23 protein-coding genes and 2 tRNA genes are annotated in these 21,756 nt (G+C 46.1%); 14 read left to right on the top strand and 11 right to left on the bottom strand.

The annotated features are described in order from the left end of the window. Window positions 1-20: 20 nt before the first annotated feature. Window positions 21-1,751 carry a LamG-like jellyroll fold domain-containing protein gene (locus FBF37_RS02230; RefSeq protein ID WP_138079074.1) on the bottom strand — a complete coding sequence of 577 codons (1,731 nt, stop codon included), beginning with the start codon at window positions 1,749-1,751 and terminating at the stop codon, window positions 21-23. A 41-nt stretch (window positions 1,752-1,792) separates the two neighbouring features. Then, window positions 1,793-2,422 carry a hypothetical protein gene (locus FBF37_RS02225; RefSeq protein ID WP_138079072.1) on the bottom strand — a complete coding sequence of 210 codons (630 nt, stop codon included), beginning with the start codon at window positions 2,420-2,422 and terminating at the stop codon, window positions 1,793-1,795. A 555-nt stretch (window positions 2,423-2,977) separates the two neighbouring features. Between FBF37_RS02225 and FBF37_RS02220 the strand changes: the two genes are divergently transcribed. Next, window positions 2,978-4,270, top strand: coding sequence for a coiled-coil domain-containing protein (locus FBF37_RS02220; RefSeq protein ID WP_138079070.1), 1,293 nt, complete (start codon window positions 2,978-2,980; stop codon window positions 4,268-4,270). Between the two features lie 73 nt (window positions 4,271-4,343). Next, window positions 4,344-4,428: transfer RNA gene (locus tag FBF37_RS02215), tRNA-Leu, on the top strand. Between the two features lie 215 nt (window positions 4,429-4,643). On the opposite strand, the gene FBF37_RS02210 is transcribed toward FBF37_RS02215, so the two are convergent. Continuing rightward, the gene (locus tag FBF37_RS02210; protein ID WP_138079068.1) at window positions 4,644-5,015 is read right to left on the bottom strand and encodes an EXLDI protein; all 372 of its coding nucleotides are present in this window, start codon (window positions 5,013-5,015) and stop codon (window positions 4,644-4,646) included. A gap of 177 nt (window positions 5,016-5,192) precedes the next feature. Between FBF37_RS02210 and FBF37_RS02205 the strand changes: the two genes are divergently transcribed. The 6 genes from FBF37_RS02205 (at window position 5,193) to FBF37_RS02180 (ending at window position 9,178) form a co-directional block, all read left to right on the top strand. Beyond that, window positions 5,193-5,681: a tyrosine-type recombinase/integrase gene (locus FBF37_RS02205; RefSeq protein ID WP_138079066.1), complete on the top strand. Its 489-nt coding sequence runs from the start codon at window positions 5,193-5,195 to the stop codon at window positions 5,679-5,681. Window positions 5,682-5,876: 195 nt separating this feature from the next. After that, window positions 5,877-7,481 carry an FAD-binding oxidoreductase gene (locus FBF37_RS02200; RefSeq protein ID WP_138079064.1) on the top strand — a complete coding sequence of 535 codons (1,605 nt, stop codon included), beginning with the start codon at window positions 5,877-5,879 and terminating at the stop codon, window positions 7,479-7,481. A 63-nt stretch (window positions 7,482-7,544) separates the two neighbouring features. After that, a tRNA-Leu gene (locus tag FBF37_RS02195) sits at window positions 7,545-7,631 on the top strand. Between the two features lie 83 nt (window positions 7,632-7,714). Then, entirely contained in the window at window positions 7,715-8,455 is a 741-nt protein-coding gene (locus FBF37_RS02190) for a helix-turn-helix domain-containing protein (RefSeq protein WP_138079062.1), read from the top strand. A gap of 67 nt (window positions 8,456-8,522) precedes the next feature. Beyond that, window positions 8,523-8,897, top strand: a complete 375-nt coding sequence (locus FBF37_RS02185; protein ID WP_138079060.1) for a VOC family protein — start codon at window positions 8,523-8,525, stop codon at window positions 8,895-8,897. A 2-nt stretch (window positions 8,898-8,899) separates the two neighbouring features. Next, window positions 8,900-9,178 carry a DUF1905 domain-containing protein gene (locus FBF37_RS02180; RefSeq protein ID WP_138079057.1) on the top strand — a complete coding sequence of 93 codons (279 nt, stop codon included), beginning with the start codon at window positions 8,900-8,902 and terminating at the stop codon, window positions 9,176-9,178. A gap of 272 nt (window positions 9,179-9,450) precedes the next feature. Here the strand turns inward: FBF37_RS02180 and FBF37_RS02175 are convergent, their stop codons facing one another. Next, window positions 9,451-10,107: a hypothetical protein gene (locus tag FBF37_RS02175; protein WP_138079055.1), complete on the bottom strand. Its 657-nt coding sequence runs from the start codon at window positions 10,105-10,107 to the stop codon at window positions 9,451-9,453. A gap of 110 nt (window positions 10,108-10,217) precedes the next feature. Continuing rightward, window positions 10,218-10,706: a hypothetical protein gene (locus FBF37_RS02170; RefSeq protein ID WP_138079053.1), complete on the bottom strand. Its 489-nt coding sequence runs from the start codon at window positions 10,704-10,706 to the stop codon at window positions 10,218-10,220. 245 nt (window positions 10,707-10,951) lie between these two features. On the opposite strand from FBF37_RS02170, the gene FBF37_RS02165 reads away from it, so the two are divergent. Continuing rightward, on the top strand, window positions 10,952-11,494 hold the full coding sequence (locus FBF37_RS02165) for a TrmH family RNA methyltransferase (RefSeq protein WP_236861219.1): 543 nt from the start codon (window positions 10,952-10,954) through the stop codon (window positions 11,492-11,494). Here FBF37_RS02165 and FBF37_RS02160 read toward each other — a convergent pair. From FBF37_RS02160 to FBF37_RS02150, 3 genes are all read right to left on the bottom strand, one after another. Next, window positions 11,487-11,915, bottom strand: a complete 429-nt coding sequence (locus tag FBF37_RS02160) for a hypothetical protein (RefSeq protein ID WP_138079047.1) — start codon at window positions 11,913-11,915, stop codon at window positions 11,487-11,489. The two genes, FBF37_RS02165 and FBF37_RS02160, sit on opposite strands and share 8 nt — an antisense overlap. Before the next feature lie 536 nt (window positions 11,916-12,451). Next, complete coding sequence (locus tag FBF37_RS02155; RefSeq protein ID WP_138079042.1) at window positions 12,452-12,688, bottom strand: hypothetical protein; 237 nt, start codon at window positions 12,686-12,688, stop codon at window positions 12,452-12,454. Window positions 12,689-12,766: 78 nt separating this feature from the next. Beyond that, the gene (locus tag FBF37_RS02150; RefSeq protein ID WP_138079041.1) at window positions 12,767-13,039 is read right to left on the bottom strand and encodes a hypothetical protein; all 273 of its coding nucleotides are present in this window, start codon (window positions 13,037-13,039) and stop codon (window positions 12,767-12,769) included. 320 nt (window positions 13,040-13,359) lie between these two features. On the opposite strand from FBF37_RS02150, the gene hisS reads away from it, so the two are divergent. The 4 genes from hisS to FBF37_RS02130 all read left to right on the top strand — a co-directional run bounded on the left by hisS (window position 13,360) and on the right by FBF37_RS02130 (window position 18,571). Further along, entirely contained in the window at window positions 13,360-14,697 is a 1,338-nt protein-coding gene (hisS, locus tag FBF37_RS02145; RefSeq protein ID WP_138079039.1) for a histidine--tRNA ligase, read from the top strand. Between the two features lie 26 nt (window positions 14,698-14,723). Continuing rightward, window positions 14,724-16,007: a trigger factor gene (gene tig / locus FBF37_RS02140; protein WP_138079037.1), complete on the top strand. Its 1,284-nt coding sequence runs from the start codon at window positions 14,724-14,726 to the stop codon at window positions 16,005-16,007. Between the two features lie 86 nt (window positions 16,008-16,093). Then, window positions 16,094-17,545, top strand: coding sequence for a twin-arginine translocation signal domain-containing protein (locus FBF37_RS02135; protein ID WP_138079035.1), 1,452 nt, complete (start codon window positions 16,094-16,096; stop codon window positions 17,543-17,545). An 87-nt stretch (window positions 17,546-17,632) separates the two neighbouring features. Beyond that, on the top strand, window positions 17,633-18,571 hold the full coding sequence (locus FBF37_RS02130; RefSeq protein WP_138079031.1) for a thymidylate synthase: 939 nt from the start codon (window positions 17,633-17,635) through the stop codon (window positions 18,569-18,571). A gap of 7 nt (window positions 18,572-18,578) precedes the next feature. On the opposite strand, the gene FBF37_RS02125 is transcribed toward FBF37_RS02130, so the two are convergent. Then, window positions 18,579-19,082 carry a dihydrofolate reductase gene (locus tag FBF37_RS02125; RefSeq protein WP_138079029.1) on the bottom strand — a complete coding sequence of 168 codons (504 nt, stop codon included), beginning with the start codon at window positions 19,080-19,082 and terminating at the stop codon, window positions 18,579-18,581. Between the two features lie 47 nt (window positions 19,083-19,129). Between FBF37_RS02125 and FBF37_RS02120 the strand changes: the two genes are divergently transcribed. Further along, window positions 19,130-19,726: an ATP-dependent Clp protease proteolytic subunit gene (locus FBF37_RS02120; protein WP_138079028.1), complete on the top strand. Its 597-nt coding sequence runs from the start codon at window positions 19,130-19,132 to the stop codon at window positions 19,724-19,726. 1 nt (window position 19,727) lies between these two features. Here FBF37_RS02120 and FBF37_RS02115 read toward each other — a convergent pair whose 3' ends face one another. Together FBF37_RS02115 and FBF37_RS02110 are read right to left on the bottom strand one after the other, a co-directional pair. Next, entirely contained in the window at window positions 19,728-21,263 is a 1,536-nt protein-coding gene (locus FBF37_RS02115) for a hypothetical protein (RefSeq protein WP_138079026.1), read from the bottom strand. 67 nt (window positions 21,264-21,330) lie between these two features. Next, window positions 21,331-21,735: a hypothetical protein gene (locus FBF37_RS02110; protein WP_138079024.1), complete on the bottom strand. Its 405-nt coding sequence runs from the start codon at window positions 21,733-21,735 to the stop codon at window positions 21,331-21,333. Window positions 21,736-21,756: the final 21 nt, after the last annotated feature.

Raw genomic sequence — 21,756 nt, 5'->3', positions numbered from 1 at the left:
TACTTATATATTATACACTATTATGACGCACCTGCCAAGTAGTGGTCACGAGCCTGTTGTTCGGTGAGGGCGGTTGTATAGACTGAGCTGTACTGCATGCTGCCGGTAAAATATTTAGGACCCTGGTAGTCACTGCCGTCAGCGTTTTTCCAATACGTCAATTTGCCGCAGCCAACTTTCCAATAGCCACCATTAGGTACATTTTCGCCGGCAGTCATGGATGGATTGGTATCTACTTTAGCACCGTCAAGATATAGTGCCGCGCCATTTGGCGACATAGTAGCAACGACGTGATGCCAGCGACCATCAGCATAGTTTACGCCAGCTTGTGAAGTGACGAGCCTGATGCTGCCACTGTAAACACCGAACACAACGCGCCCATCTTTATCAATGTAAATATGGCGATCACTTTGTCCGCCACCGTTATAATCACCTTCATACAGTGAGCTAAAACCCATCAGCCGTCCATTACTTTTCCTGGTAGTACTAAACCAGACTTCCAGGCTGAAGGTGTTTGGGGCTGGGTTGACCTTTTGGTCTGCTGACGTTCCGTGAGTCAAGCAGGCATTCACTCCGTTGAACACTGAAATACGGCGGTCGTCACGCACACAACCGGTGTTTGATACGCTGGCACGGCTGGGTGATCCATCGCTCGGCGAAGGTTTGCCGTTGTTGCCATTGCCGGAGAGATCGCTCACAACAGGGTTGGCGGCATAGTCGCTATTGAGCGCCCAAGCAAAATACGGCTGAGGATTTGGACGGATCTGTGAACGGCTCCAGGTGGCTTCGGAGCACTTAAAGTAGGCGCGAGCTTGAACGTGGTTGGTGCTATTTTGTATGGTCGCGGTAAATCCTGCCAGGGAAGACAATTGTACGGTCAATAGTACCACTTCAAATAGAATAATAATGGCAAGTAACGCCATGTTACGATGTCGCTCATGAACGAGTTGTAGACCAGTAATTTCTTCTTCTGGTGGCGGCAATTTTACCAATAGCGCTATGAAGAGCGGCAACAGACACCACAACAGCGCAAACACCACGCCCGTTGGCCCAAGGGACGGTCGTGGCACGTAAATATAATGCCCCTGCGCGTCAGTTTCGGTGGCGCGAACGATGGCAGTCTGACCAGTGTGAACACGGTTGCTGTCATCATCACGAATGGGGAAAATGCCCGTGTTGACAATGTGAAGTCGCACGTCATTTTTCTGGTGTGTAGCGATGCTGAGCATGTCAGCACGAAGCCATGGGTTGAGGATCAGCGTCGCCAAAATAACCACCAATGTCCCGCCAATGATGCGAACTGGCCAACGCCAGCGCTCGCGTAGCCGTTTGATGCACGAAAGCAAATAGACGATGATCCAGCCAATTAGTAAAATCGGCGCGGCCCGCCAGACCCAGCCCCACACAGGCGCAATCACCACCGCCTTGCCAATCACATCTCGGTTAGCCACCGGCAGAGAATCTTCTACGGCATTGAGGTCACCTTTAGTGGTGTAGCTGTGGTCGTCATTGATCTTAGTTAGGCGGTGAGTGTAGACGCTGCCGCTACGATAAAATGTGATGATGTCATCTTTGTTGTAAGATTGCTGCGGCTTAGTGACGACTAGTGTTCCGACTGGAGCGGTTTCGCCCATGCTTGGTGTTGCGATGGTAAAAAAGCGAAAACCAGCCAGGTGTAGTACGAGCACTGAGCCCAAACTCAGTAGGCTCAGTGCTGCGACTACCCAAATGCTGGTCTTACTAAATTTCATTACCCTTTAGTGTATCAGATTTTACGGCTATTTATGAGATGCTAGGCGCTGAATTGCCAGGTGATTGGCTGTGAGATTTGGCGACCCTGGAAGCTGGCGTCAGTGTTTGCTGGGAGTGCAGCGGTGATGATCAGTGTGACGGTCTCGTTCGGTGCAATTGGGTGACCAACGACTGTCTTGATGTCTTGTGCTGCTGCTTGCTGGAAAGCTTCTGCAGTACCAGTCCATACTTGTGTGCCGTTAGCACGGACGGTAACAGTCATTTTGCTACACAAATTACCAGTACCAGAGACTGATGCGCCTGGTGCGTTCTCAGTTGTACAGGTGCCACCCTTGACAGTAAAGGCGCTGGCAGCGATACTACCCTTGTTAGTGATTTTCACCGTGGTGTCAGTGCTGCCGCCTGGAACGAGTGCTTGGCCGCCATATTTGTTGATGGTTGCACAAGTCGCACTACCACTACCTGTAGTAGTACAGGTAACTGATCCATCCTGGTTCTTTTCTTCCATCACTAATGTACCAGTTGATGCGGTGTTTACGCTGTTGGTGATGGTTGCAACAACACCCGCAAACGTCGGTGTCAAGCTAAACGCTACCATCAGCGTCATGATACCACCGACAACCGCCAGGCCGATGCGTTGCCGCTGGAAATAATTATTTGCTTTGCTCATAGTGATATAAACCCTCCTCGACTACCTAAAAGTAGATGTCTTGTATTATTTTCTATCTTGGCGCGATTGTAGCATATGCGTTTTGATATAGTCAATAAGAATTTTTATTGTTGAGATCAGTCTGTATAAATCGCTTTGTAATAAGAAAAATATCGCCATTATAGGCGATATTTTTGAATACCAATTCTGGTGCGGCAGAAAGGACTTGAACCTTCACGCCCGAAGGCACTAGCTCCTAAGGCTAGATAATTAAGTTTCCTTTTCACTTAGCGGAGGGAACTACGCACACTGCCGACAAGAGGCCTACAGCGGGCAAGTAATGGGCAATAAAGGCAAAATGATATAAGAGTTCTAACTCGTTGTTTTTGTTTGTTATTGTACGGGGCCGCAAGGAGTCAATTCTGGAGTCTAGGGCGGAGTTTAATTAGCAAAATTGAATAAGTAAAGTTCTCTACTCTTAGAGGTGGTCAATTTTAAAAACAAGGGTGATATAATGGTGTTTAAAGTTTTTAATAAGGAGTGGCGAATCAACTAAGTAAAAAGGAATAATGCTTCATGAGTAAATGGGAAGATCGTATACAGAATAGTGCCACATACACTGCAGCCAAGAAATTATTAGCCAGGTTTAATGAGATAGACTCTGACAGTATGTCTCTTGAAGCAATCGATGCTATCAATCGGGCAAAATTGGTCATTGAGCTTTTAGTGGATAGACTTGATAATACAGATAGTCGTCTATTATCAATATCAAATCTTGACAATATCAGCAGTCACCTTTCAAATGCAAGTTCGTGTTTTGATAACTGGCAAAACACTCGCGATGATATGTATCTAGGTATTTCTTACATGAATGGATATATCGATAATATATTGTCGTACATTCCTTCATTAACGCCCACTATGGACATAAAGGAAACTCGCAAGGCTATTGCGGGATTGAATAGGTCAGTCGGTCAATATAAGCGCGTAACAACAAAAGAGATTAATAATATATCTGTTAAAGGAACTGCCGCAGAAAAGACCATTGACGAAAAAGTTACTGAAGCTAAAAACGAGTTTGAAGCACTTGGTGTAAAAATAGATGAACTTAACAAAGATTTAAAAGACATAAAAGATTCATCAAATAGCATATCTACCGAGCAGCAACTATCATTTACAAAATCTGAAAATATACGTAATGAGGCGGTTAATAAATTCATCGAAGATCAGAAACGTACAATTGAAGAAACATTTAGCAAAAAGAGTGATGAAGCCGATCGCATTACGGATGACATAGATAAAAAGCTAAACGCTACTGAGGCGAAGGCAGAAGATAGTCTTGCTAGAATAGATGAATTATTGAATATGGCTGGAGATAAAACACTAATCCACGATTATTCTAGTAGTGCTAAGGAAGATAAAATAGCTGCTTATGTGTGGAGTGTAATAACAACGATTTTATTGCTTATCATGTTAGGATTTTCTTGTTGGGTAGTTTATGAAATTATTCACACTAAGGATGCTTCATGGCAATTCTTAATAGCTCGAGCATTTGTTATGCTATTTGCTGGGGGTATAGCAGGATACACGGCCACTCAATCAAGCGAACATCGCAAAGCACAGCGAGCTAATCAACGAACAGCTCATCAACTTAAAGCACTAAAGCCTTATCTGCTAAGTATTGAAGGTGATGTAGAACTAAGAAATGAAATTATCAAAACAGTTGCATACCGAATATTCAATAATGAAGAAAATAATCAAGTCAAAAAATCAAAAAAATTATTTAAAAGCAAAGAGGAAGCTCCTATTATGAGTTCGCAATTAATTGAGTTATTATCAGACTTAGCAAAAAAGATTCCTGTTAAATAATGCTAAAAAATGTGGTAATTTATTTTATCTGCTGATATACTTACTTACAGAAATATTTCACAATATCAAATATGCGGATGTGGTGGAATTGGTAGACACGTATGCCTTAGGAGCATATGCCTCACGGCGTGAAGGTTCAAGTCCTTTCATCCGCACCAAAATCTGAATTTTTTCGAAATTGTCGCTTGAAAAAGCGACTTTTCATTTTTTCTTTTCCTCTCTTTCTATTTTTAAGCAAAGAAAAAACAGTAAACCTTTTTTGATTTACTGTTTTTATACTATTTTTATTTAATTGATATTACTAAGATTAGGAATTTTACGTGCTTGAGTAGATATTATATTTTCAGTCAATGCTTTATTCTTCATAACACAATCAAATATCTAATATCTCAACAATTTCTCCATTGTGCTGTTTCAATTCAATCTTCCGAATTATTTCTTCTCCTAAATATTTAATAAAATCGCTTAATTCTGATGAAACTTCAAATATAATGTTGTGTTTACTATCATTCTCCGGATTAAATGTTGAATTATAATTTCTTTCGCTTGACCAATAATTCCAATTTACATCCGTTCTTTCGTAATAAACATAATTCTGTTTTTTTGTAATATATATTCTTTTGTTGATCAATACCTTTTCATCTTCAGATTTAAAAATATCAGAATATATTTTTAAGCCCTCAAATTGCTTATATTCTTTAATTTTATCATTTGAAACATTAAGCTTTATTTCTTTATAATCCATAATCTTTCCTCCTTAAACGTGTTGCCTATACTGGAGATATTATAGCATTTTTAAGGCATTTTACTCTATAACAGACCATCCATACTACGGTTTATTCCTTATCATGTGTCATTATGAATTACGACGCGGTGAAGCGTTTGGCTTGCACTGGAAAGACATTGACTTTACCGAAAAACTATACATATCAGGCAGCAAGTTTATCTCGTAGGACATGAGTCAAAAATCGGCTCACTCAAAACAAGGACAAGTGCTCGCGATCTGCCACTTCTGCTGAGTATAAAACAGGAGCTGCAAGCAGAATATGAACGATGGCTCTATCCAGATGGCGACGAACTTCTCTACCTTACTAAAAAAGACAACCCGATAGACGGTAGAAGCTTTATCAAAACATTTAAAGATGCTGCTCGAAAAGTGGGATTAAAAGAGATAACGCTTCATGAGATTCGCCACAGCGTTGCTACAATGCTCAAAGAAGCTAACGTCTCGGCAAAAGACGCACAAGTTATCCTTGAGCATTCTTCAATAACAACAACCTTGCAAATCTATACTCACTCAACCGAAACAGAAAAATCAAATGCACTTCTCGCTGTAACCGATAAAATTTACAATAAACATAACGACAACGATCAAGCAAAAAACATCCTTATAGACGATAAAGGAGTCTAAAAGAGGCTATATTACCCCCTATAAAATACAAGAACAGGCAAGCGAGTCTGTTAGCTCCTAAGGCTAGCGCGTCTACCAATTCCGCCACTGCCGCATGTGGTGATTGTAGCATATGCGCGACCAAATTACCACCCAAATGATATTCATTTTCGTTTTTGGTTGTGCTAAAATAAACGTACGATAGGAAAGGGGAATATGAATAAGGTTGCAACGTATCTAAATGGACATTTGACTGGAGAGGTTTTGGTCAATGATTTGCTATTGGATGCAGCGCAATCAGACGGTAGTGTCCTGGCACGTCGCCCAGAGATGATCGCTCGACCATCAAATGTCAATGACATCCGTAAAATCATGCGATTTTGTTCGCAGTTAGCTGACAAAGGCCACATCCTTTCCGTGGTTGTGCGCGGAGCAGGCACCGACAGCAATGGCGCTGCCACTGGCGGCGGTGTATCTTTGGATATGCAGGCATATATGTGTCACGCCAAAGGCATCGACCCAAAACAGCAATTGGTCCACATGCAAGCTGGCATGAAGTACAGCGCAGTACGCGAACTGTTGTCTATGCATAAGAGCTTGGCATTGCCGGAAGTTTCAGTTGTCAGTCAAGACGGAACCATCGGCGGGGCAATCGCTTCTGGCGCGGTGGCGTCATCTGTCGGCATAACGACCTTGTTCACTGACGCCATCTCCCAGATGGAAATTGTTTTAGCAAATGGTGATGTCATTCAGACTGGGCGCATCAACAAGCGCGAATTAGCAAAGAAAAAAGGTCTATCAACGCTAGAGGGCGAGATTTATCGTCAAGTGGATAACTTGCTGGAGGACAATCAACAAATCATCGACGCCATCAAACGCCGTGAAAAAAGCACAGCCGGATTTTGGGGAATCACCAAAGTCAAAGGCGAAGATGGTTCGTTTGACCTGACGCCATTGTTTGTGGGCTCTCAAGGCGCGTTGGGTATCATCAGTGAAGTGATCATGAAAGCAGAATACAGCAGCAACGACGCAACGGTCATCACGGCAACATTTGGCGATATGTCTGAGGCGCAAGCGGCAGTTGACGAAGCCCTGAAGCACAAAGTTTCCAAAGTTGACATCATCGACGGGCGAATCATGGCACGGGCTGCTAGTGAAGGCAAGAAATTCTCCTGGGCGCCACGTGAAGCGTTCAAAGGCGCAGCAGTCATCATCACCATGAGCGAGTTCTCTGACAGGGCTCGCGGGCGCGCCGCCAAAAAATTAGCTCGCAAGCTAGAGAATATTCATCCAGTTGGCTTAGCCATCCACGATATCCAAACCCAAGAAGTCGCTTCACTCTATACTCCATTGTCATTCATATTGCACTCAACTGAAGAACGTGCAACCTGTCCAGCGGTATTTTCAGGACTATGGCTGCCGTTGGAGCGATTGGACGGCTTTCTGAGCGAACTACGCAAAGTGGAAGCTGAGACCAAGCTGGCGCTGCCAGTTGTTGTGGACGCGGTCAATGGCTATGTTGATTTGTTACCAGTCTTCAACCTGCACAAAGTGAGCGAGCGTCGAGTACTATTAAAATTAATTCCAGAAATTGCCAAGTTAGTCGCCGAAAGCCGCGGCAATGTCGCTGGTCGCTACGGCGATGGTCGCCTGAAAGCTGGTTTGATGCAAGCAACCGTCTCACCAGACGAAACAGCCATTTATTCTCAGATAAAACACATTTTCGACCCAGCCAACATCTTGATGCCTGATATCAAAAAAGAAGTCCCGGCCAAAGAACTGGCTGACGAGCTCAACGTGTGGTGTCGCACGAAGTCATAGACTCAAATCTCTTGCGTATCAGCCATTGGTGTCGTATAATTAGCTGTGCAATCCAAACCATGCGCGGATGTGGCGGAATTGGTAGACGCGCTAGCTTCAGGTGCTAGTGTTCGCAAGAACGTGGAGGTTCAAGTCCTCTCATCCGTACCAAGGTAGCAGAGTTACGAAAATTACCGCTCATTTGGGCGGTTTTTTGCCTAGAGCTTATGGTTTACTTTGGGTATAATACGACTATGTATATACCCACCCAGAATGGGATAAAAAGAGCGGTGCATTCGGTACGATATGCCGAGACAGCACCGCCAGACACTTTAGCGAAATTAGTGCATTGTTTTTGGTGGCTACAGACTGATACGTTGCTACCGAGCGATTTTCATTACCATGTGCTGCCCGATGCTTGTGTGGATATCGTGTTTGATTTATCATCTCGTCGGATGGCGACGATTATGACGCCATATACCACATCGACTACATTAAATCTCGGTAAATCATTCCGTTATGTCGGTATACGGCTGTTGCCGGGTGTGTGGCGGGATGATATAGCAAATGTTGTGGGCGGTCACATTGATGTATCACAGATTGGAACTCAGCCGATAGCTGAAGTTTATGACCGTCTATGTGGGCGGCCATCTTTCGCCCAACAAAAGGTGCTGGTGCAATTTACCAAGAATCTAACTGCTGAAAATGTGATAGCACCAAACAAATATATTATGATGATTCTTGATCAGTTAGATACTATACATACCGTAGCGGATATGGCAAATGTAGTAAATCTATCGCCTCGGCAGCTTCAGCGTATTTTTAAGCAAATGATAGGTTTTTCTCCGCACGATTTTCTTAAAGTTGTTCGACTACAACAATCATTTAACCAGCATTATCTCACGGTATATACTGACCAATCGCACTTTATCCGCTCATTTCGGAGAATTACTGGCTATACACCGAAAAATTACGCAGGAACATTTGATGTCTGATTTTTACAATACATTAAACTTTCACCAAGGTATAGTTTAAGTGGGAAATCTATAATAAGGAGATAACATGAAAGCAATGTATCCAATTACCATCACGGCCAAATTGAATGAATGTAAGGAATTCTATGTAGACACATTTGGTTTTAGTGTGGTGTTTGAGGCAGACTGGTATATACAGCTGCTGCACAAACCGAGCGGTGTAGAGTTAGCTTTTATGAAGCCAGACCTCGACAATCAGCCTGCTCAATTACATGCTGAGTTTGACGGTAAGGGTATTGTTTATAGCTTTGAAGTCGATGATGCAAAGAGTGAATACGAGCGTGTGCAAAAAACCTCGGCTGAGATATACCATCCGCTGACCACCGAAGAATGGGGACAGACTCATTTTATGGTGACTGACCCTGCTGGTGTGACAGTTGACATAGTGGAGCAGGCAAAATAGCCATGGCAAAACCATATACATTTACAGCCGAGGTGTGCTTATTTCCGCAGGCTGGTGGCTGGTATTATGTTGCTGCGCCTCAAGAATTCACTGACGAGCTCAAGCCGCTCGCGGTGAGAGGTTTGGTGGCAGTAGAAGCCACGGTTGGCGGCTCATCATGGCAGACGTCACTATTGCCGATGGGTGATGGTTCGCAGTTCCTGGCGCTGCCCGCGAAAGTCCGTCAGAAAGAGCAGATCACCATCGGCGATGTAATTGAAGTTTCGTTTGTTGTGAGATAGTGTGGAAGCTTGAGTGTGAGCTGCATTCCTCGTGATGATAAGATTTTTGTCTCTTTTCCTGGCGTTTGCTACAATAACAGAGATGCAGGACACACGAAATGTGATTGACAAATTCAAGGGCCGGAGCGAGGTGATAACCAAATCATCCGTTAGTTGACTACTGCTCATACCCATGCGCGTCAATTGAGGATGCGTCACCAGCGGTACCAGCGACGTTGCCGGCTGGGGTTAGGTATTAAGACAAGATTTCAAAATTCCTGCCACAAACCAATTTATACATATCTCTCATCGCCAACTTCTGAGACGTTATTTAACATGGCTTCAAAGGCTTGAGCGTTCTTTTCCCAGACGTTACCATCTGTGCTGATGGCGATAAACCGCGCCAGTCCATCATTCTTGCCAACAGTCAGGCGAGCTTTAGTGACGAACTTCGCTCTGCCGACCTCGCAGCTGACCGTTATATAGGCGATTCCTACTGTATTGCCGTATTCTTTGTGATCTATGACTTGAGTAGAAGAGGGGTCTGTGGTGCATTCAATGGTGGTGCTGTTCTTCAGTGTCTGCTCAAGCGTTTTTCTGATGTGCTGTTCTGTCATCAGCGACCTTCGCAACCTGTTGTATATTTGGGTTGAGGCGTTGGCTGGGGCGACAGGCTCACGACTTTGTGACAGATACACTAATGATTCTGACTTATTGTCTTTGAGCTTTTTATCACCAAAGCCTGCATAGACGTAATCATCTGTTTCATAACTCAAATTATTGATTCGCTTCCACTGCTTGGGCCGCTGCCAAGAGGTTTGTCCAGTTTTTTCTTGGACAAGATCTTTGACAGAGACAAATCCGTCCATGTACACCAAATAACTAAAGGACAGAAAAGCACTAATGATAGGGTAGAACCAGAATTTTTTGACATAGCTAACTTTACGCATAACGGTTATGTTTATCATAGCATATTATTCTACGCCAGGCTCTGGTGATTACGCTAAATACAAGAAAATCACCCTGGAGTTGGGTGATTTTTGTTAAAGTAATGTAAGATTCAGGGTCTACATGACAGGCAATCGTAAGAGAACAATTGCCTGTCATGCGGACTAGAGCTTAGGGGGGTGGGGATGCAGATGACGAGCAGTAGCCCATCATCGAGTTTCACCTCCTCTCCTAGATAGAGGAGGTGAAGGAGGTGGTCTTCCATCTCGCTCTTCAGAGATCTATATAGTGACAGATCCTCTTTGGATAGGGCGATATGCCTTTGGATGAAGCGATCGACCGCTTCAAACGCCATCACAACGTCATCGACGTCGTCAGTGATATCACCTGTGGAGAGATGATTCTCGACATATGTCTCCAAATCTTCTATGCACGCAGTGAAGCTTCTAATGAGATGGATGAACCGCCTAACTTGGAACATTGAAGCATACCCCTCCTTGCATACTAGATTGACAACTTTATGCCACGTTTCATCCAGGGTGATAACTTCGCGGGCAATGTCATCTGATGACATGATACTCTCCTCGTCTTCGATCCTCATCTCTGCGAGTGTGCAGTGAAGTACTGTTCTTTACAATACAAGATGAGATTTTATCTCTCTTACAGTGGCTTAAAAGAAATAAAACCTCATCTTGTATTCGATTGCCTGTCAAAGTTCACTTTCGGACAAGGATTTACTCAACTCATCAACGAAAGCTGATCTTCATTATATCACACTTATGCTAAAAAGTCAATAGATATACGGGACTTTGTCTTTTGTGTGATGATTTTGCTACAATGACAGAGATGCAGGACACACGAAATGTGATTGATAAGTTCAAAGGCCGGAGTGAGGCGGAGATCGTAAAGGAGCTGGATGCCGAGGACCATGGCTTGGTGATTGCTCTGGAGAACACCGAGCGGGACTTCAATATGGGGACGATCGTCAGGAGCGCCAATGCGTTTGGCGTGCGGCAAGTGTACGTCATCGGTCGGCGGCAATGGAACAAGCGCGGCGCCATGATGACGGATAAATATCTGCACGTGCAGTATGTTAGTTCGACAGCCGAGTTTGTAGAGCTGATGCGGGCTGAAGGGAGAGCAATTATCGCGATTGATAATATCCCAGGCAGTGTCAATATGGCGGAGACGTCCTTGCCGCGTCGCGCGGTGCTCGTGTTTGGTCAAGAAGGACCGGGAATCTCCGAGGAGATGGCGCAAGCGGCAGACAAAATCATCGCCATCGAACAATTCGGCTCAACCCGCTCCATCAATGTCGGCGCGGCAGCGACTGTAGCGATGTATTGCTGGCTGCAGCAAAATGTGTTGGGAATAATAAAGTCTAGCTAATTTCTACACCTTGTTGCACCAAAAATTCACACACCTCTTCATCGAACTGACAATTTACGAAGCGCGATCGCGCCGCCAATTCGCCGCTACCATAAACAAATTGCGTTTCCTTGTCGTATTTCATGCCGCGAAAGTCGCAATCCTTGGCTTCAATAATAGCTTTCATGCCGCAAAAATCCACATTCCGAACCGATGAATTAGTAAAATAAATTGGCTGCCCATAAATATGCTTTGCGCCGTCCAGATTACAATTCTCAAATACGAAAAATCCCATGACAAACTGGCCAAAATCAACGCCAGAAAAATCCTCATCAACAAATCGAACAATCTCACCCTCTTGGATATCAGGGTAACGTTCGCGCTGGTAGGTAGAAAAATCGTTAGTGCGAATGGCAGCAGCTATTTTATCAGTAAATCTCATAATTAAAGGATAGAGCAGTTTTTGATTTATGCCAATGGCAAAGGCAGACATGCTTAGGTCTGCGAGAGGGCTAGCCTAAGGACTAGTCCTGATCCTGACGCGGCACGTCAACCCAGTCTCGGTTCGCTGCTACGTCAGCAAGCGTTCCATCGGGGTTGTAAACGGCTGTTGCGTGGCCGTCTGAGCCGTGCTGGTTGTAGTAGTATCCTCCCGCGGGAACCGCGGGGTCGCTCGTGGAGTTGACTGTGTGGAACGTCCCCGAACTGTCGAACCAGCCGAGTTGTTTCATGTCGAGCTCCCTTTGGAGTCGGGCAGAGAAATACTCTCCGCGAAGCATTTATGCTAGCTGGGGAGGGGCTGAAATAAAGAATAAGCAAGTATTTGAATATCATTATGATGAAAGTATGAGTAGTTGGGCGACGGCTTCCGCTAATGAATACGGCCTGGTTTATGTACCGGAGGAGTGAGAGTCCGTCATAGGGTTATTTTATGTGATTTGCGGTGGGACGGTGTACAGAGAGAAGTAGGGCAAAAATCTAGAAATCATCAATAAGCTTGCGTATCGGTAGCGCCAAGATCTCTTCTGAACTTGTTCCTCTATTCATCTCAGTTAGCGCATCGCTAATGTAATCATTTAATTCAATCAAACTAAGATTCTCAACTTCAAACTCAGAACAAAACAAATCAAACGTAACTTCTCGCAACAGTCTCAGACCTTCAGCATCTTTTTTCTTTACTAGAAAATCGGTTAGAGCTAATAATTTATCTCTCATGGCGTATACCCCTCTATTAAATAAAATTATATCAGGATAAGTGAGTAGTTTTATGTCTTGCTCAGGACGGTTGTGTGGTCAGCCGCTGTACTTGCCGTAGTCCCCGAAGGACTCGCCGTGCGGGCCGTAGTGGTCGTGCCCCTTCTCGTCGGCGTCTGCGTCGCGGTGGTAGAACTCACTACCGCTGACGTGACCATCGGCGATCAGGGTGTGACCGGTACGACCGCCCTGTCCGAAGGAGACCGTGACCGGTCTCCCGTCTCCCGTGGCACCGTAGACCGGCGGCGTCCAGCTGTTGTCACCCCCGATCTCTCCGTTACCGAAGTCAGGGCTAGTCTGCGGGTTGACCATGATAACTCCTCTTGGAGTCGGGCGGAGAAAGGCTATCCTCCGCGAAGTGGGGTGTCTCCAGCCTGGTGGCTCCAGGCGAGACGCCAGCCTCTGCATGTGCAAAAGCTGATATATATATATATCAATTATTCGCGTGCTTGTCAACAAACGTGTTTACAAACAGTCTATAATACCCTATAATTAACCTATGATTTCATTCAAATTCCATCATTCACATGTGTTGCCGAGGTAGAGCTCTGATTTTTTGATTGTCCGCGCCGAGTTCTGCCTCGGCGTTTTTGATTGATATATATAAGAAATAATGACATAATGGAACTAACATGAGCAGTTTATCAACACAAAGTTACAAAGGTTCGCGAGACTATTTCCCAGAGGAAAAACGTCTGCAAAATTATATTTTTAACGTTTGGCGCAAAACCGTCGAAAGTTTTGGTTACGAAGAATACGGCGCTCCGTTACTGGAGCCCATGGATATCTATCTGGCAAAGTCAGGTCAAGAATTGGCAGGTGAGCAAACCTACGCTTTTGAAGATCGTGGTGGACGCAAGGTGACTATTCGCCCAGAGATGACGCCGTCAATTTCCCGCATGGTGGCGGCTAGGCGGCACGAGTTTGCGGTGCCAGCCCGCCTGTATTCGATCGCAAATTTCATGCGCTACGAACGCCCACAACGCGGGCGAGAGCGTGAGTTTTGGCAGCTAAACGCCGACCTGTTTGGTGTGGACGGCCCCATGGCCGATGCCGAAATCATCGAGATGAGTTACCGCTCAGTGCTGAACTTTGGCGCGCGCCCCGACATGTTTACAGTGCGAGTAAATAACCGCCAATTGGTCAATCAACTCCTTGGTCAATTTTTGGGGCTGGATGTCATCGGTGCAAATATGATGACAAAGTTGCTCGATAAGAAAAATAAGATTCCGCCGGAGACCTTCAAGCAGCAAGCCATTGAAATTTTTGGTGCTGAGGGCTCGCGTGAGGGATTGCCGAAACTGGCTCAGATGATCAGTATGAAGAGTGTTGATGATTTACCAGCTGAGCTGAGCGATAGCCCAAGCGTCCAGCAGATACGCACCGTCATGGATCTGTTGCGACAAAAAGGCGTGACCAATGCGGTGTTTGACGTGACATTGATGAGAGGGTTGGACTACTATACTGGCACGGTTTTTGAGTTCTTTGACAATGCGCCAGAAAACAATCGCGCTATGTTTGGCGGTGGTCGGTACGATGGGCTTGTCGGATTGTTTGGCGTTGAGCCAATGGCGACAGTTGGTGTCGGTATGGGTGCAACGACCATGCAGGTGTTTTTGGAAGTCCACGGTTTACTACCAGAGCTGGCCACGCACACCGATGTGTATATCATCCCGATCAGCCCAGAGGTCATGAGTGGTGCAGATGCACTTGCCAGGAAATTGCGATCCGAGGGGGTGTTTGCTGAACTCGACATCACGGGTCGCAAGATTGACAAGCAGCTAAAAGCTGCCCTGAAAAAGCAAGTGCCGTTTGCGGTGTTCGTCGGGTCAGAAGAATTAGAATCAGAAACGTACACCGTGAAAAACTTGGTTGAATCAACTGAACAAAAAGTCAATTTCACTCGCATGATTAGCGTGGTGACTGATCACCGATATGACGGCGACGAAGACGCGTTATTTGAGGCTTAGCCCCATATCTGTTATAATCAACAGATATGAAGACGACTGTAAAGAAACTATCAGATACTAAAGTAGAATTGACCATTTCACTTGGCAGCGAAGAATTGTCGGCTGCTGAACAAGTAGCTCTCACTAAAATGGCGAGTGACTTGAAAGTGCCAGGCTTCCGCAAGGGCAAAGTTCCTGTCAGTGTTGCTGCAAAACACGTTAATCCAGCAGCGTTGCAAGAGCAGACGTTGGACAACGCCCTGAGCAAGGCGGTGGCTGAAGCTTTCATGGCAGAAAAAATCCAAGCTTTGGACCGTCCAGCTGTTGATGTGAAGAAGTTTGTGCCAGGTCAGGAATTGGAGTTTACTGCAGAAGTAGAAATCATTCCACCGGTAAAATTGGGCAATTACAAGAAATTGAAGGCCAAGCGGCAAGCCGTCAAAGTTGAGGACAACGAAGTAGAAGAAATCATCACTCGGATGCGTGAAAACTTTACTGAGAAAACAGAAGTTAAGCGCGCTGCCAAAGAGGGCGATGAAGCGGTCATCGACTTTACTGGCAAAAAAGATGATGTGCCGTTTGATGGCGGCGCAGCAAAAGACTTTGCACTGAAACTTGGCTCTGGCCAATTTATCCCTGGCTTTGAAGAGGGTGTGGTTGGTCACAAGGCTGGCGAAACATTTGATCTGAAATTGACGTTCCCGAAAGATTACCACGCCAAGGAGTTGGCTGGTGCCGACGTCGTCTTTACGGTGACCTTGCACAAGGTCAATGAATTGTCATTGCCTGAAGTGAACGATGAATTTGCTGCCAAATGTGGTCCGTTTACTTCAATAGACGAGTTTAAGGCTGATATCAAACGTGAAATCACCAATCAGAAAGAGCGTGAAGCTGACGAGAAGTTGAAAGATGATTTGGTGGGAGAATTGGCGGAAGCTTCTAAGGTGGCATTGCCTGAGCTGTTGATTGACGATCAGATTCGGTCAATTGAGCAAGATTTGATGCAGAACTTGATGTACCGTGGATTGACACTGGACAGCTACCTACAGACACAAAAGTTTAAGGACAAGGATGATTGGCGAGCCAAAGAAGCCCGTCCTGCTGCCGAAAAGCGTGTCAAGGCTGGTTTGGTGCTGGCAGAGTTGTCCAAAGAGCTGGGCGTAGAAGTTTCTCACGAAGAACTATCCACGCAAATTGAGGCCATGAAACAGCAGTATGGCAAAGATCCAAAAATAGCTGAACGCTTCAGTGACCCAAATGTTCACCGTGACATTGCAAACCGCATGATCACCGACAAGACCGTCGAAAAGCTGATAGAACTGAACAAATAGTCTTTGAAAAGTAGCCTGAGTGACATCGATACCGCTTTTGCTGGTATTGACAAAAATGCATTTATGGTGTAAAATAGTAATCAGTTATGTGTGAACGTCACGAAGGTCATACTTCAGCTGCTTTCCAGTGTGGTTCGGAGTCAGAGCAGCAACCGTTATTAGAGCGGGTTACGATGTCTCGCCGTCGTTTTTTGGGACTTTCTGCGGCGGTTGGTGCCGGTGCTGGATTAGTAGGAAGCGCAGGATACCAGCTTGGGGCTCGATATGGAGGGAAACCTTCTCAACCCAAGCCACAGGAGGCTGCTAGTTCATTACCGCCATATGATATCGCTCTTGGCGCGGTGATTTTACAACCTGAGGGCCACAGTAACCACAGAATTACTAGTGATATCGTAAAGGAGATTCAGCAGCAAACGGGGTGGATAACTGACACGACTGCTGGAGCTTATGCATTTACGAAAACACCTCATTGGATAGATGAGACTCCTCCTGATCTTCCTGATGGGGTTTTTTCTGATAAATTAATAGAGGAGATTGCTCGATCGTATCATGAAAAGTATAAAGAAATACTGGGCGATCGTGCTATTACTGCTGTGATGATCAACGGTGGTGATACAGAAGAGAAGACCTATGGTGGCCGGGCCTATCAGAAGCCTGACGACGCAGATGGGTCATATTTCCCGTGGTTTACTGCTAATTACAACCGTGCTCCTAGTAGTATTGTTGCGCATGAAGTAGGTCATGGATTGGGTCCAGAGTTGGGCAAAGGACTGGGGCATCAATTGTTGATGCCAAACCAAATCCAAGGTGAGGACGGAGAGCTACGCACGGCGTGTGCGTTTGATACCATACAAAACCTTGTGCAAGCTGGTTTTGATCTGGAAAAAGTACCCGGAGACCCTTCTCGAGTACAGCAGTATGCTTCGCCGTTTAGTGTTATGGGGCGACCAGATCTATTTGAAAAGAGCGCTCACATTATCTCCAACACTTCCAATCTTTCCAAAAATTCCAGACTGCTATTTTCGCCACCAGAACTGAAACACCTTGATCCACGCCGTAAAGTTAATGACTTTGAAGGTCATTCAGAAACGGTTCGGTACTCATTGTCTCAAGAATTTGACAAGCGACTGGGTGTAGTCATGCCATTACCGGCTGATCATGTTTTGAAAAAGATTTTGCCAGATATAGAAAATATTTTCTTTGGACCAATTTGCGGACCACTGTTCGACGAACAAGGAAACAAAATCGAGCATCCTATCCAGAAGATTGGTGTATTTGCCACCTGGAAAGACAACCGTGGCACAGCATTGCTTGAAACGAGCCCATTTAACCTAATTGATTATACTTCTCAAACGGAATCAGTGAATTATGCGGATTCGCAATTGGGTAAATCGGGTGTTTTGGTGACCTCCGGATACAACCTTCGCGACGGTGTCTATATTAATGTTCGAGACCTCAATAGCTCAGAATCGCAGGAGATTCTTCGGGCTGAACGTGAACGGGTAGCCGAGCGCAACCAAATTATTATGAATAATTAGTATTTTATATATTTGCTAATCACCTCCGTAGCTTTCAAGAGCTAATGAGTATTTGGTATACTAGTGTAACTAAAGGGAGTAGGAGATATGAGGCAATATCTAGACACGTTACGGCACGTTCGCGACAGCGGCATGGGGAAGGGCGACCGCACCGGTACGGGCACGACGGAGGTGTTTGGCGTGCAAACACGGTATGATTTGGCGGATGGTTTTCCGGCAATGACTACCAAGAAATTATATTTCAACAGCGTGGCACATGAGCTGCTGTGGTTTCTCAAAGGCACTGGTAACATTGAATATCTGGCGCAAAACGGCGTGCACATTTGGGATGAGTGGCCATACAAGAATTATTTGGAGAAAACTGGTCAGGATATTCCGGAGATCAATGGCGACGAGTGGCGCGTCGGTATGAAAGAATTTATCGGTAAAATCGCGACGGATCACGTGTTTGCTAAAGAGTGGGGTAATTTGGGGCCAGTCTACGGCGTGCAGTGGCGAAAGTGGCCGGACGGCAAGGGCGGAACGATTGACCAAATCCAAAACGCCATCGACATGATACAAAATAATCCGACGTCGCGGCGCAACATCGTCAGCGCCTGGAACGTGGCGGAAATAGACGACATCGTGCAGTCGGGCGGACTGCCGCCGTGCCACACCATGTTCCAATTCAATGTTCGCCCGGGTGAAAATGGCGAGAAAGATAAACTAGACTTGGCACTGACCCAGCGTTCGGCGGACATGTTCCTCGGCGTGCCGTTTAATATCGCCAGCTACGCGCTGCTACTGTCGATGATCGCTCAAGTGACAGATAAACAGCCAGGTGAATTCGTCCATACCCTAAATAGTGCGCATATTTATAATAATCACCACGCGCAGGTTGACGAGCAATTGTCGCGCCGTCCGCTGCCGCTGCCAAAGCTGTGGCTGAATCCAGACATCAAGATCATCGATGATTTCACCATTGATGATATTCGCCTGGAAGGTTATGAGCATCATCCGCCCATTAAGGCACCGATTGCAGTGTAAAATGTCGTTATTCTACAATTTTTCGTCGGTAGGTCACGAAATCAAAGGCGTAGGCGTTGTCGTCGTCTGCCGGGTGATGGACACGGTCGGTCTCTTCCCAGATGGTCATGTCAATATCTGGGAAAAAGGTGTCAGCGTCTGAAAATGTAGCGTCCACCTCGGTGGCGTAAATGGTGTCAATCTCTGGTGTGTTCAGCGCATCACCATACACCTGCGCGCCGCCGATGATGAAGGTTTTGTAACGAGCTAGCGCCAGGGCGCTTTCTAAATTCACAGCCGTAAGGACACCTTTGATGCCTGTCGGTCGTGAGGAAATGACGATGTTTTCGCGCTCTGGTAGCGGATGAGAGCCGATTGACTCGAAGGTTTTTCGGCCCATGACGACATTGCCGCCTTTAGTCAACTTCTTGAAATGCGCCAAATCTGCTGGCAAGCTGCGACCCCACGGTAAATCACCGCCTCGCCCGATGGCGCGGTTTTTGTCATAGGCAACGATGATAGCTTTCTGCATATTCTCAGTGTACCATGAGGTGCCGGCTATATGCTATAATATGGTTCATGAATAAAGTAAATAGCTATCTGGTACCAACTGTTATTGAAAAATCTTCTGACGGCGAACGAGCGTTTGATATTTATTCACGTCTCTTGAACGAGCGAATAATTTTTCTGGGCGAGGAAGTAAATGAGCACACGGCAAACATTGTGGTGGCGCAGTTGCTGCATTTGGCTCAGGTTGACCCAGAGGCTGATATCTCGCTGTATATCAATAGCCCTGGTGGCAGCGTCTACGATGGCTTGGCGATTTACGATACTATGAATTTCATCAAACCAGACGTGGCGACCTACGGCATCGGACTGCAGGCCAGCATGGGCGCGTTCCTGCTGTCAAGTGGCGCCAAAGGTAAACGATTTTGCTTGCCGCACGCCAAGGTGATGATTCATCAGCCATCATCCGGTACACGCGGTAAGGTGACCGACATGGAGATTGACCTGAAAGAAACACTGGAAGTAAAGGAAATGCTGGCTAAAATTATGGCCAAAAACACTGGTCAAAAGCTGGCTAAAATCAAAGCTGACATGGAACGTGATTACTGGATGAGGCCAGAAGAAGCAGTGGCGTACGGCTTGATTGACGCGGTGGTTAAGCGATCTTAACTCATATCTCACGAATATCATCAAAGCGCGCGCCAGCACCGTAAAAACCAGCTTGAGCAACAAGGTTGCGCAGATTATCAGCGTTTCGCGGCATGGTTGAACAGCGTTGCCAGGTTGCTGACGCTTCGCTATAGATATCATAAATGCGTTGACTGAAGTCTCTGTTGAGCATTACTATTGCCTGATAGCCCATTTTCATGGCTCTGGTTTGGCCGTCCAAATAGTTTTTGTAGCTTGGATCGATTTCGCTTAGCGGCGCTGTGCCCTCAGCGGTTTGAACAGGCGGATCGATCAGCCGCGCCTTCAGGGCTGGCAGCCCAATGGCGATGCGCCCCATATCTAACGCCATACCTTGCTGTGCGGTACTATCTTTTTCTATTTCTACCTGAGGCGCTACTAGCATGAAATTGCGGGACTTTGAACAGTATGAGGTCAATGGGTCGAGAAACTCGGGGAAGTCGCCTTTCATCTCGCCAAATTGGCTACGGAGATCTGCTTGACGTGCTCGCTGATAGATTTGCCGCTGATGATAGCCAATAGTCTCTAATATTCTCCTGAAGGCAGCGTCGCCACCACTAAAAGCAAAGCGAAAGTCTGAATCGATACCGTACATGCGGTCACGAGGATGGACAGGGTGAGCCAGGAAGATTCCGTCACTAAAATGCCCACCACCAGTCAGTGCTTGCTTGGTAGCGGTTTGCAATAGTTCAAGTTGCAGTCGATGCACTGGTTGCGCCCAGTGCTCTGTTGGCAAAATACTGTAGCCAGCGGCAAAGCGACGAGCAAAATCTTGATCTGTGATTTCTAGCATCATGTGGTCATTGATGCGGAAGAGAGACTTGGGATCTTGGAGCTGATCTTCATATTGCATGATACCCATTGGCCAGCCTGACCAGCGCAAAACTTCGCGCATACCGTAGTCAACTCTATCGACACACAAAGCCGGTGATGGGCACTCCACCCAGTCTTCTGTCTCAGGGAAAACGGTTTCTTCCAGGGTTAGACCATAGTCGGCTAATGTTTCATCGATACCAAACGTCTCCAGTAACGCCCTCAAATCTTGGTCGTGGAGATTTTCTCCACCTTGGATACCTTGGAAAATCCAGTCTCCCAAGTGTGAGAAAGCTGTCTGTCCAACGTCAGAAAACAGCGTTCGCAGCTCCAACACGGTCCGCTGTCGGTCATCAAATCGATCATCACCTTCGGTCATTTTTCGCACAAAAGCCAAGCTTCCCCAAATGTGTTGCCACCGGGAAAAGAGGGTTGTGTTGGGCACCGTAGAGAACGATGGCGGCAATGTCAGTTGCTCGACTGCTTGCAGTCTGCGAAACAGTGGTGAACGTGCCAGTTCCATGAGTAGTGAATCGTACGGCTGTCGGTCACCAATTGAACAGTCTCCCCATACTGCGTCATGAATTACCATCGAGTTGTCCTCCAACTCATAGGATGGCATGTGTAGCGCGCCCATGATGGTCTCGCCTGGATCATTCGGATACCCCGGCATGATGTATTCTCTGAGGTACAGTTTGTCTGACATATTCTTAGTATAGGATGTTTATAAGCGTCGCCCAAGCATGAGCGATACGCTGGAGAGGAGCGGTCTATTAGTCTTTGGTTACTGCCTGGTCTGGGCTGAGCACCATGACGCCTTTGCCAGTTTTTGGGTCGTAACCAAAGACGGCGGCTCGCCCCAGTTTTCTCGGCTCTGCGTCCGGGTCTAGGTCTGGTCGTATTTCCACGGCATTACCGACGATATGAGATTGACCGGGACTACTCTCCTGAGGCAAACATTGATCAATATCAACAGCGACTATCCTGTGTGGAGGCACGGGAGCTTCGTCAGGAGTGCTGGGTGTTTCAACCTCTCTAATAATCCCTTGCGGGTCGGCGACTACAAAAGCAGTCTCCCATTTTGAGCCTTCGCCAGTACCAGTGGTTTTTGTACTGAGGCCTAACTCATTTGGTCCAAAAATAACTGGTAAGCATGTTAAGCTATTTTTATGATCCATGTATTTCTCCTTGTCTCTCAC

Origin of the sequence: Candidatus Nanosynbacter featherlites, assembly GCF_005697565.1 — a bacterium.
GTDB lineage: Bacteria > Patescibacteriota > Saccharimonadia > Saccharimonadales > Saccharimonadaceae > Nanosynbacter > Nanosynbacter featherlites.
The sequence above is the reverse complement of the archived record's forward strand: the minus strand, read 5'-3'. Positions and strand labels throughout refer to the sequence as shown.

Excerpts from the sequence above, each read along its gene's own strand:
- FBF37_RS02230 (WP_138079074.1), bottom strand. The coding sequence starts at position 1,751 with ATGAAATTTAGTAAGACCAGCATTTGGGTAGTCGCAGCACTGAGCCTA.
- FBF37_RS02225 (WP_138079072.1), bottom strand. The coding sequence starts at position 2,422 with ATGAGCAAAGCAAATAATTATTTCCAGCGGCAACGCATCGGCCTGGCG.
- FBF37_RS02220 (WP_138079070.1), top strand. The coding sequence starts at position 2,978 with ATGAGTAAATGGGAAGATCGTATACAGAATAGTGCCACATACACTGCA.
- FBF37_RS02210 (WP_138079068.1), bottom strand. The coding sequence starts at position 5,015 with ATGGATTATAAAGAAATAAAGCTTAATGTTTCAAATGATAAAATTAAA.
- FBF37_RS02200 (WP_138079064.1), top strand. The coding sequence starts at position 5,877 with ATGAATAAGGTTGCAACGTATCTAAATGGACATTTGACTGGAGAGGTT.
- FBF37_RS02190 (WP_138079062.1), top strand. The coding sequence starts at position 7,715 with ATGTATATACCCACCCAGAATGGGATAAAAAGAGCGGTGCATTCGGTA.
- FBF37_RS02185 (WP_138079060.1), top strand. The coding sequence starts at position 8,523 with ATGAAAGCAATGTATCCAATTACCATCACGGCCAAATTGAATGAATGT.
- FBF37_RS02180 (WP_138079057.1), top strand. The coding sequence starts at position 8,900 with ATGGCAAAACCATATACATTTACAGCCGAGGTGTGCTTATTTCCGCAG.
- FBF37_RS02175 (WP_138079055.1), bottom strand. The coding sequence starts at position 10,107 with ATGCGTAAAGTTAGCTATGTCAAAAAATTCTGGTTCTACCCTATCATT.
- FBF37_RS02170 (WP_138079053.1), bottom strand. The coding sequence starts at position 10,706 with ATGAGGATCGAAGACGAGGAGAGTATCATGTCATCAGATGACATTGCC.
- FBF37_RS02165 (WP_236861219.1), top strand. The coding sequence starts at position 10,952 with ATGCAGGACACACGAAATGTGATTGATAAGTTCAAAGGCCGGAGTGAG.
- FBF37_RS02160 (WP_138079047.1), bottom strand. The coding sequence starts at position 11,915 with ATGAGATTTACTGATAAAATAGCTGCTGCCATTCGCACTAACGATTTT.
- FBF37_RS02155 (WP_138079042.1), bottom strand. The coding sequence starts at position 12,688 with ATGAGAGATAAATTATTAGCTCTAACCGATTTTCTAGTAAAGAAAAAA.
- FBF37_RS02150 (WP_138079041.1), bottom strand. The coding sequence starts at position 13,039 with ATGGTCAACCCGCAGACTAGCCCTGACTTCGGTAACGGAGAGATCGGG.
- hisS (WP_138079039.1), top strand. The coding sequence starts at position 13,360 with ATGAGCAGTTTATCAACACAAAGTTACAAAGGTTCGCGAGACTATTTC.
- tig (WP_138079037.1), top strand. The coding sequence starts at position 14,724 with ATGAAGACGACTGTAAAGAAACTATCAGATACTAAAGTAGAATTGACC.
- FBF37_RS02135 (WP_138079035.1), top strand. The coding sequence starts at position 16,094 with ATGTGTGAACGTCACGAAGGTCATACTTCAGCTGCTTTCCAGTGTGGT.
- FBF37_RS02130 (WP_138079031.1), top strand. The coding sequence starts at position 17,633 with ATGAGGCAATATCTAGACACGTTACGGCACGTTCGCGACAGCGGCATG.
- FBF37_RS02125 (WP_138079029.1), bottom strand. The coding sequence starts at position 19,082 with ATGCAGAAAGCTATCATCGTTGCCTATGACAAAAACCGCGCCATCGGG.
- FBF37_RS02120 (WP_138079028.1), top strand. The coding sequence starts at position 19,130 with ATGAATAAAGTAAATAGCTATCTGGTACCAACTGTTATTGAAAAATCT.
- FBF37_RS02115 (WP_138079026.1), bottom strand. The coding sequence starts at position 21,263 with ATGTCAGACAAACTGTACCTCAGAGAATACATCATGCCGGGGTATCCG.
- FBF37_RS02110 (WP_138079024.1), bottom strand. The coding sequence starts at position 21,735 with ATGGATCATAAAAATAGCTTAACATGCTTACCAGTTATTTTTGGACCA.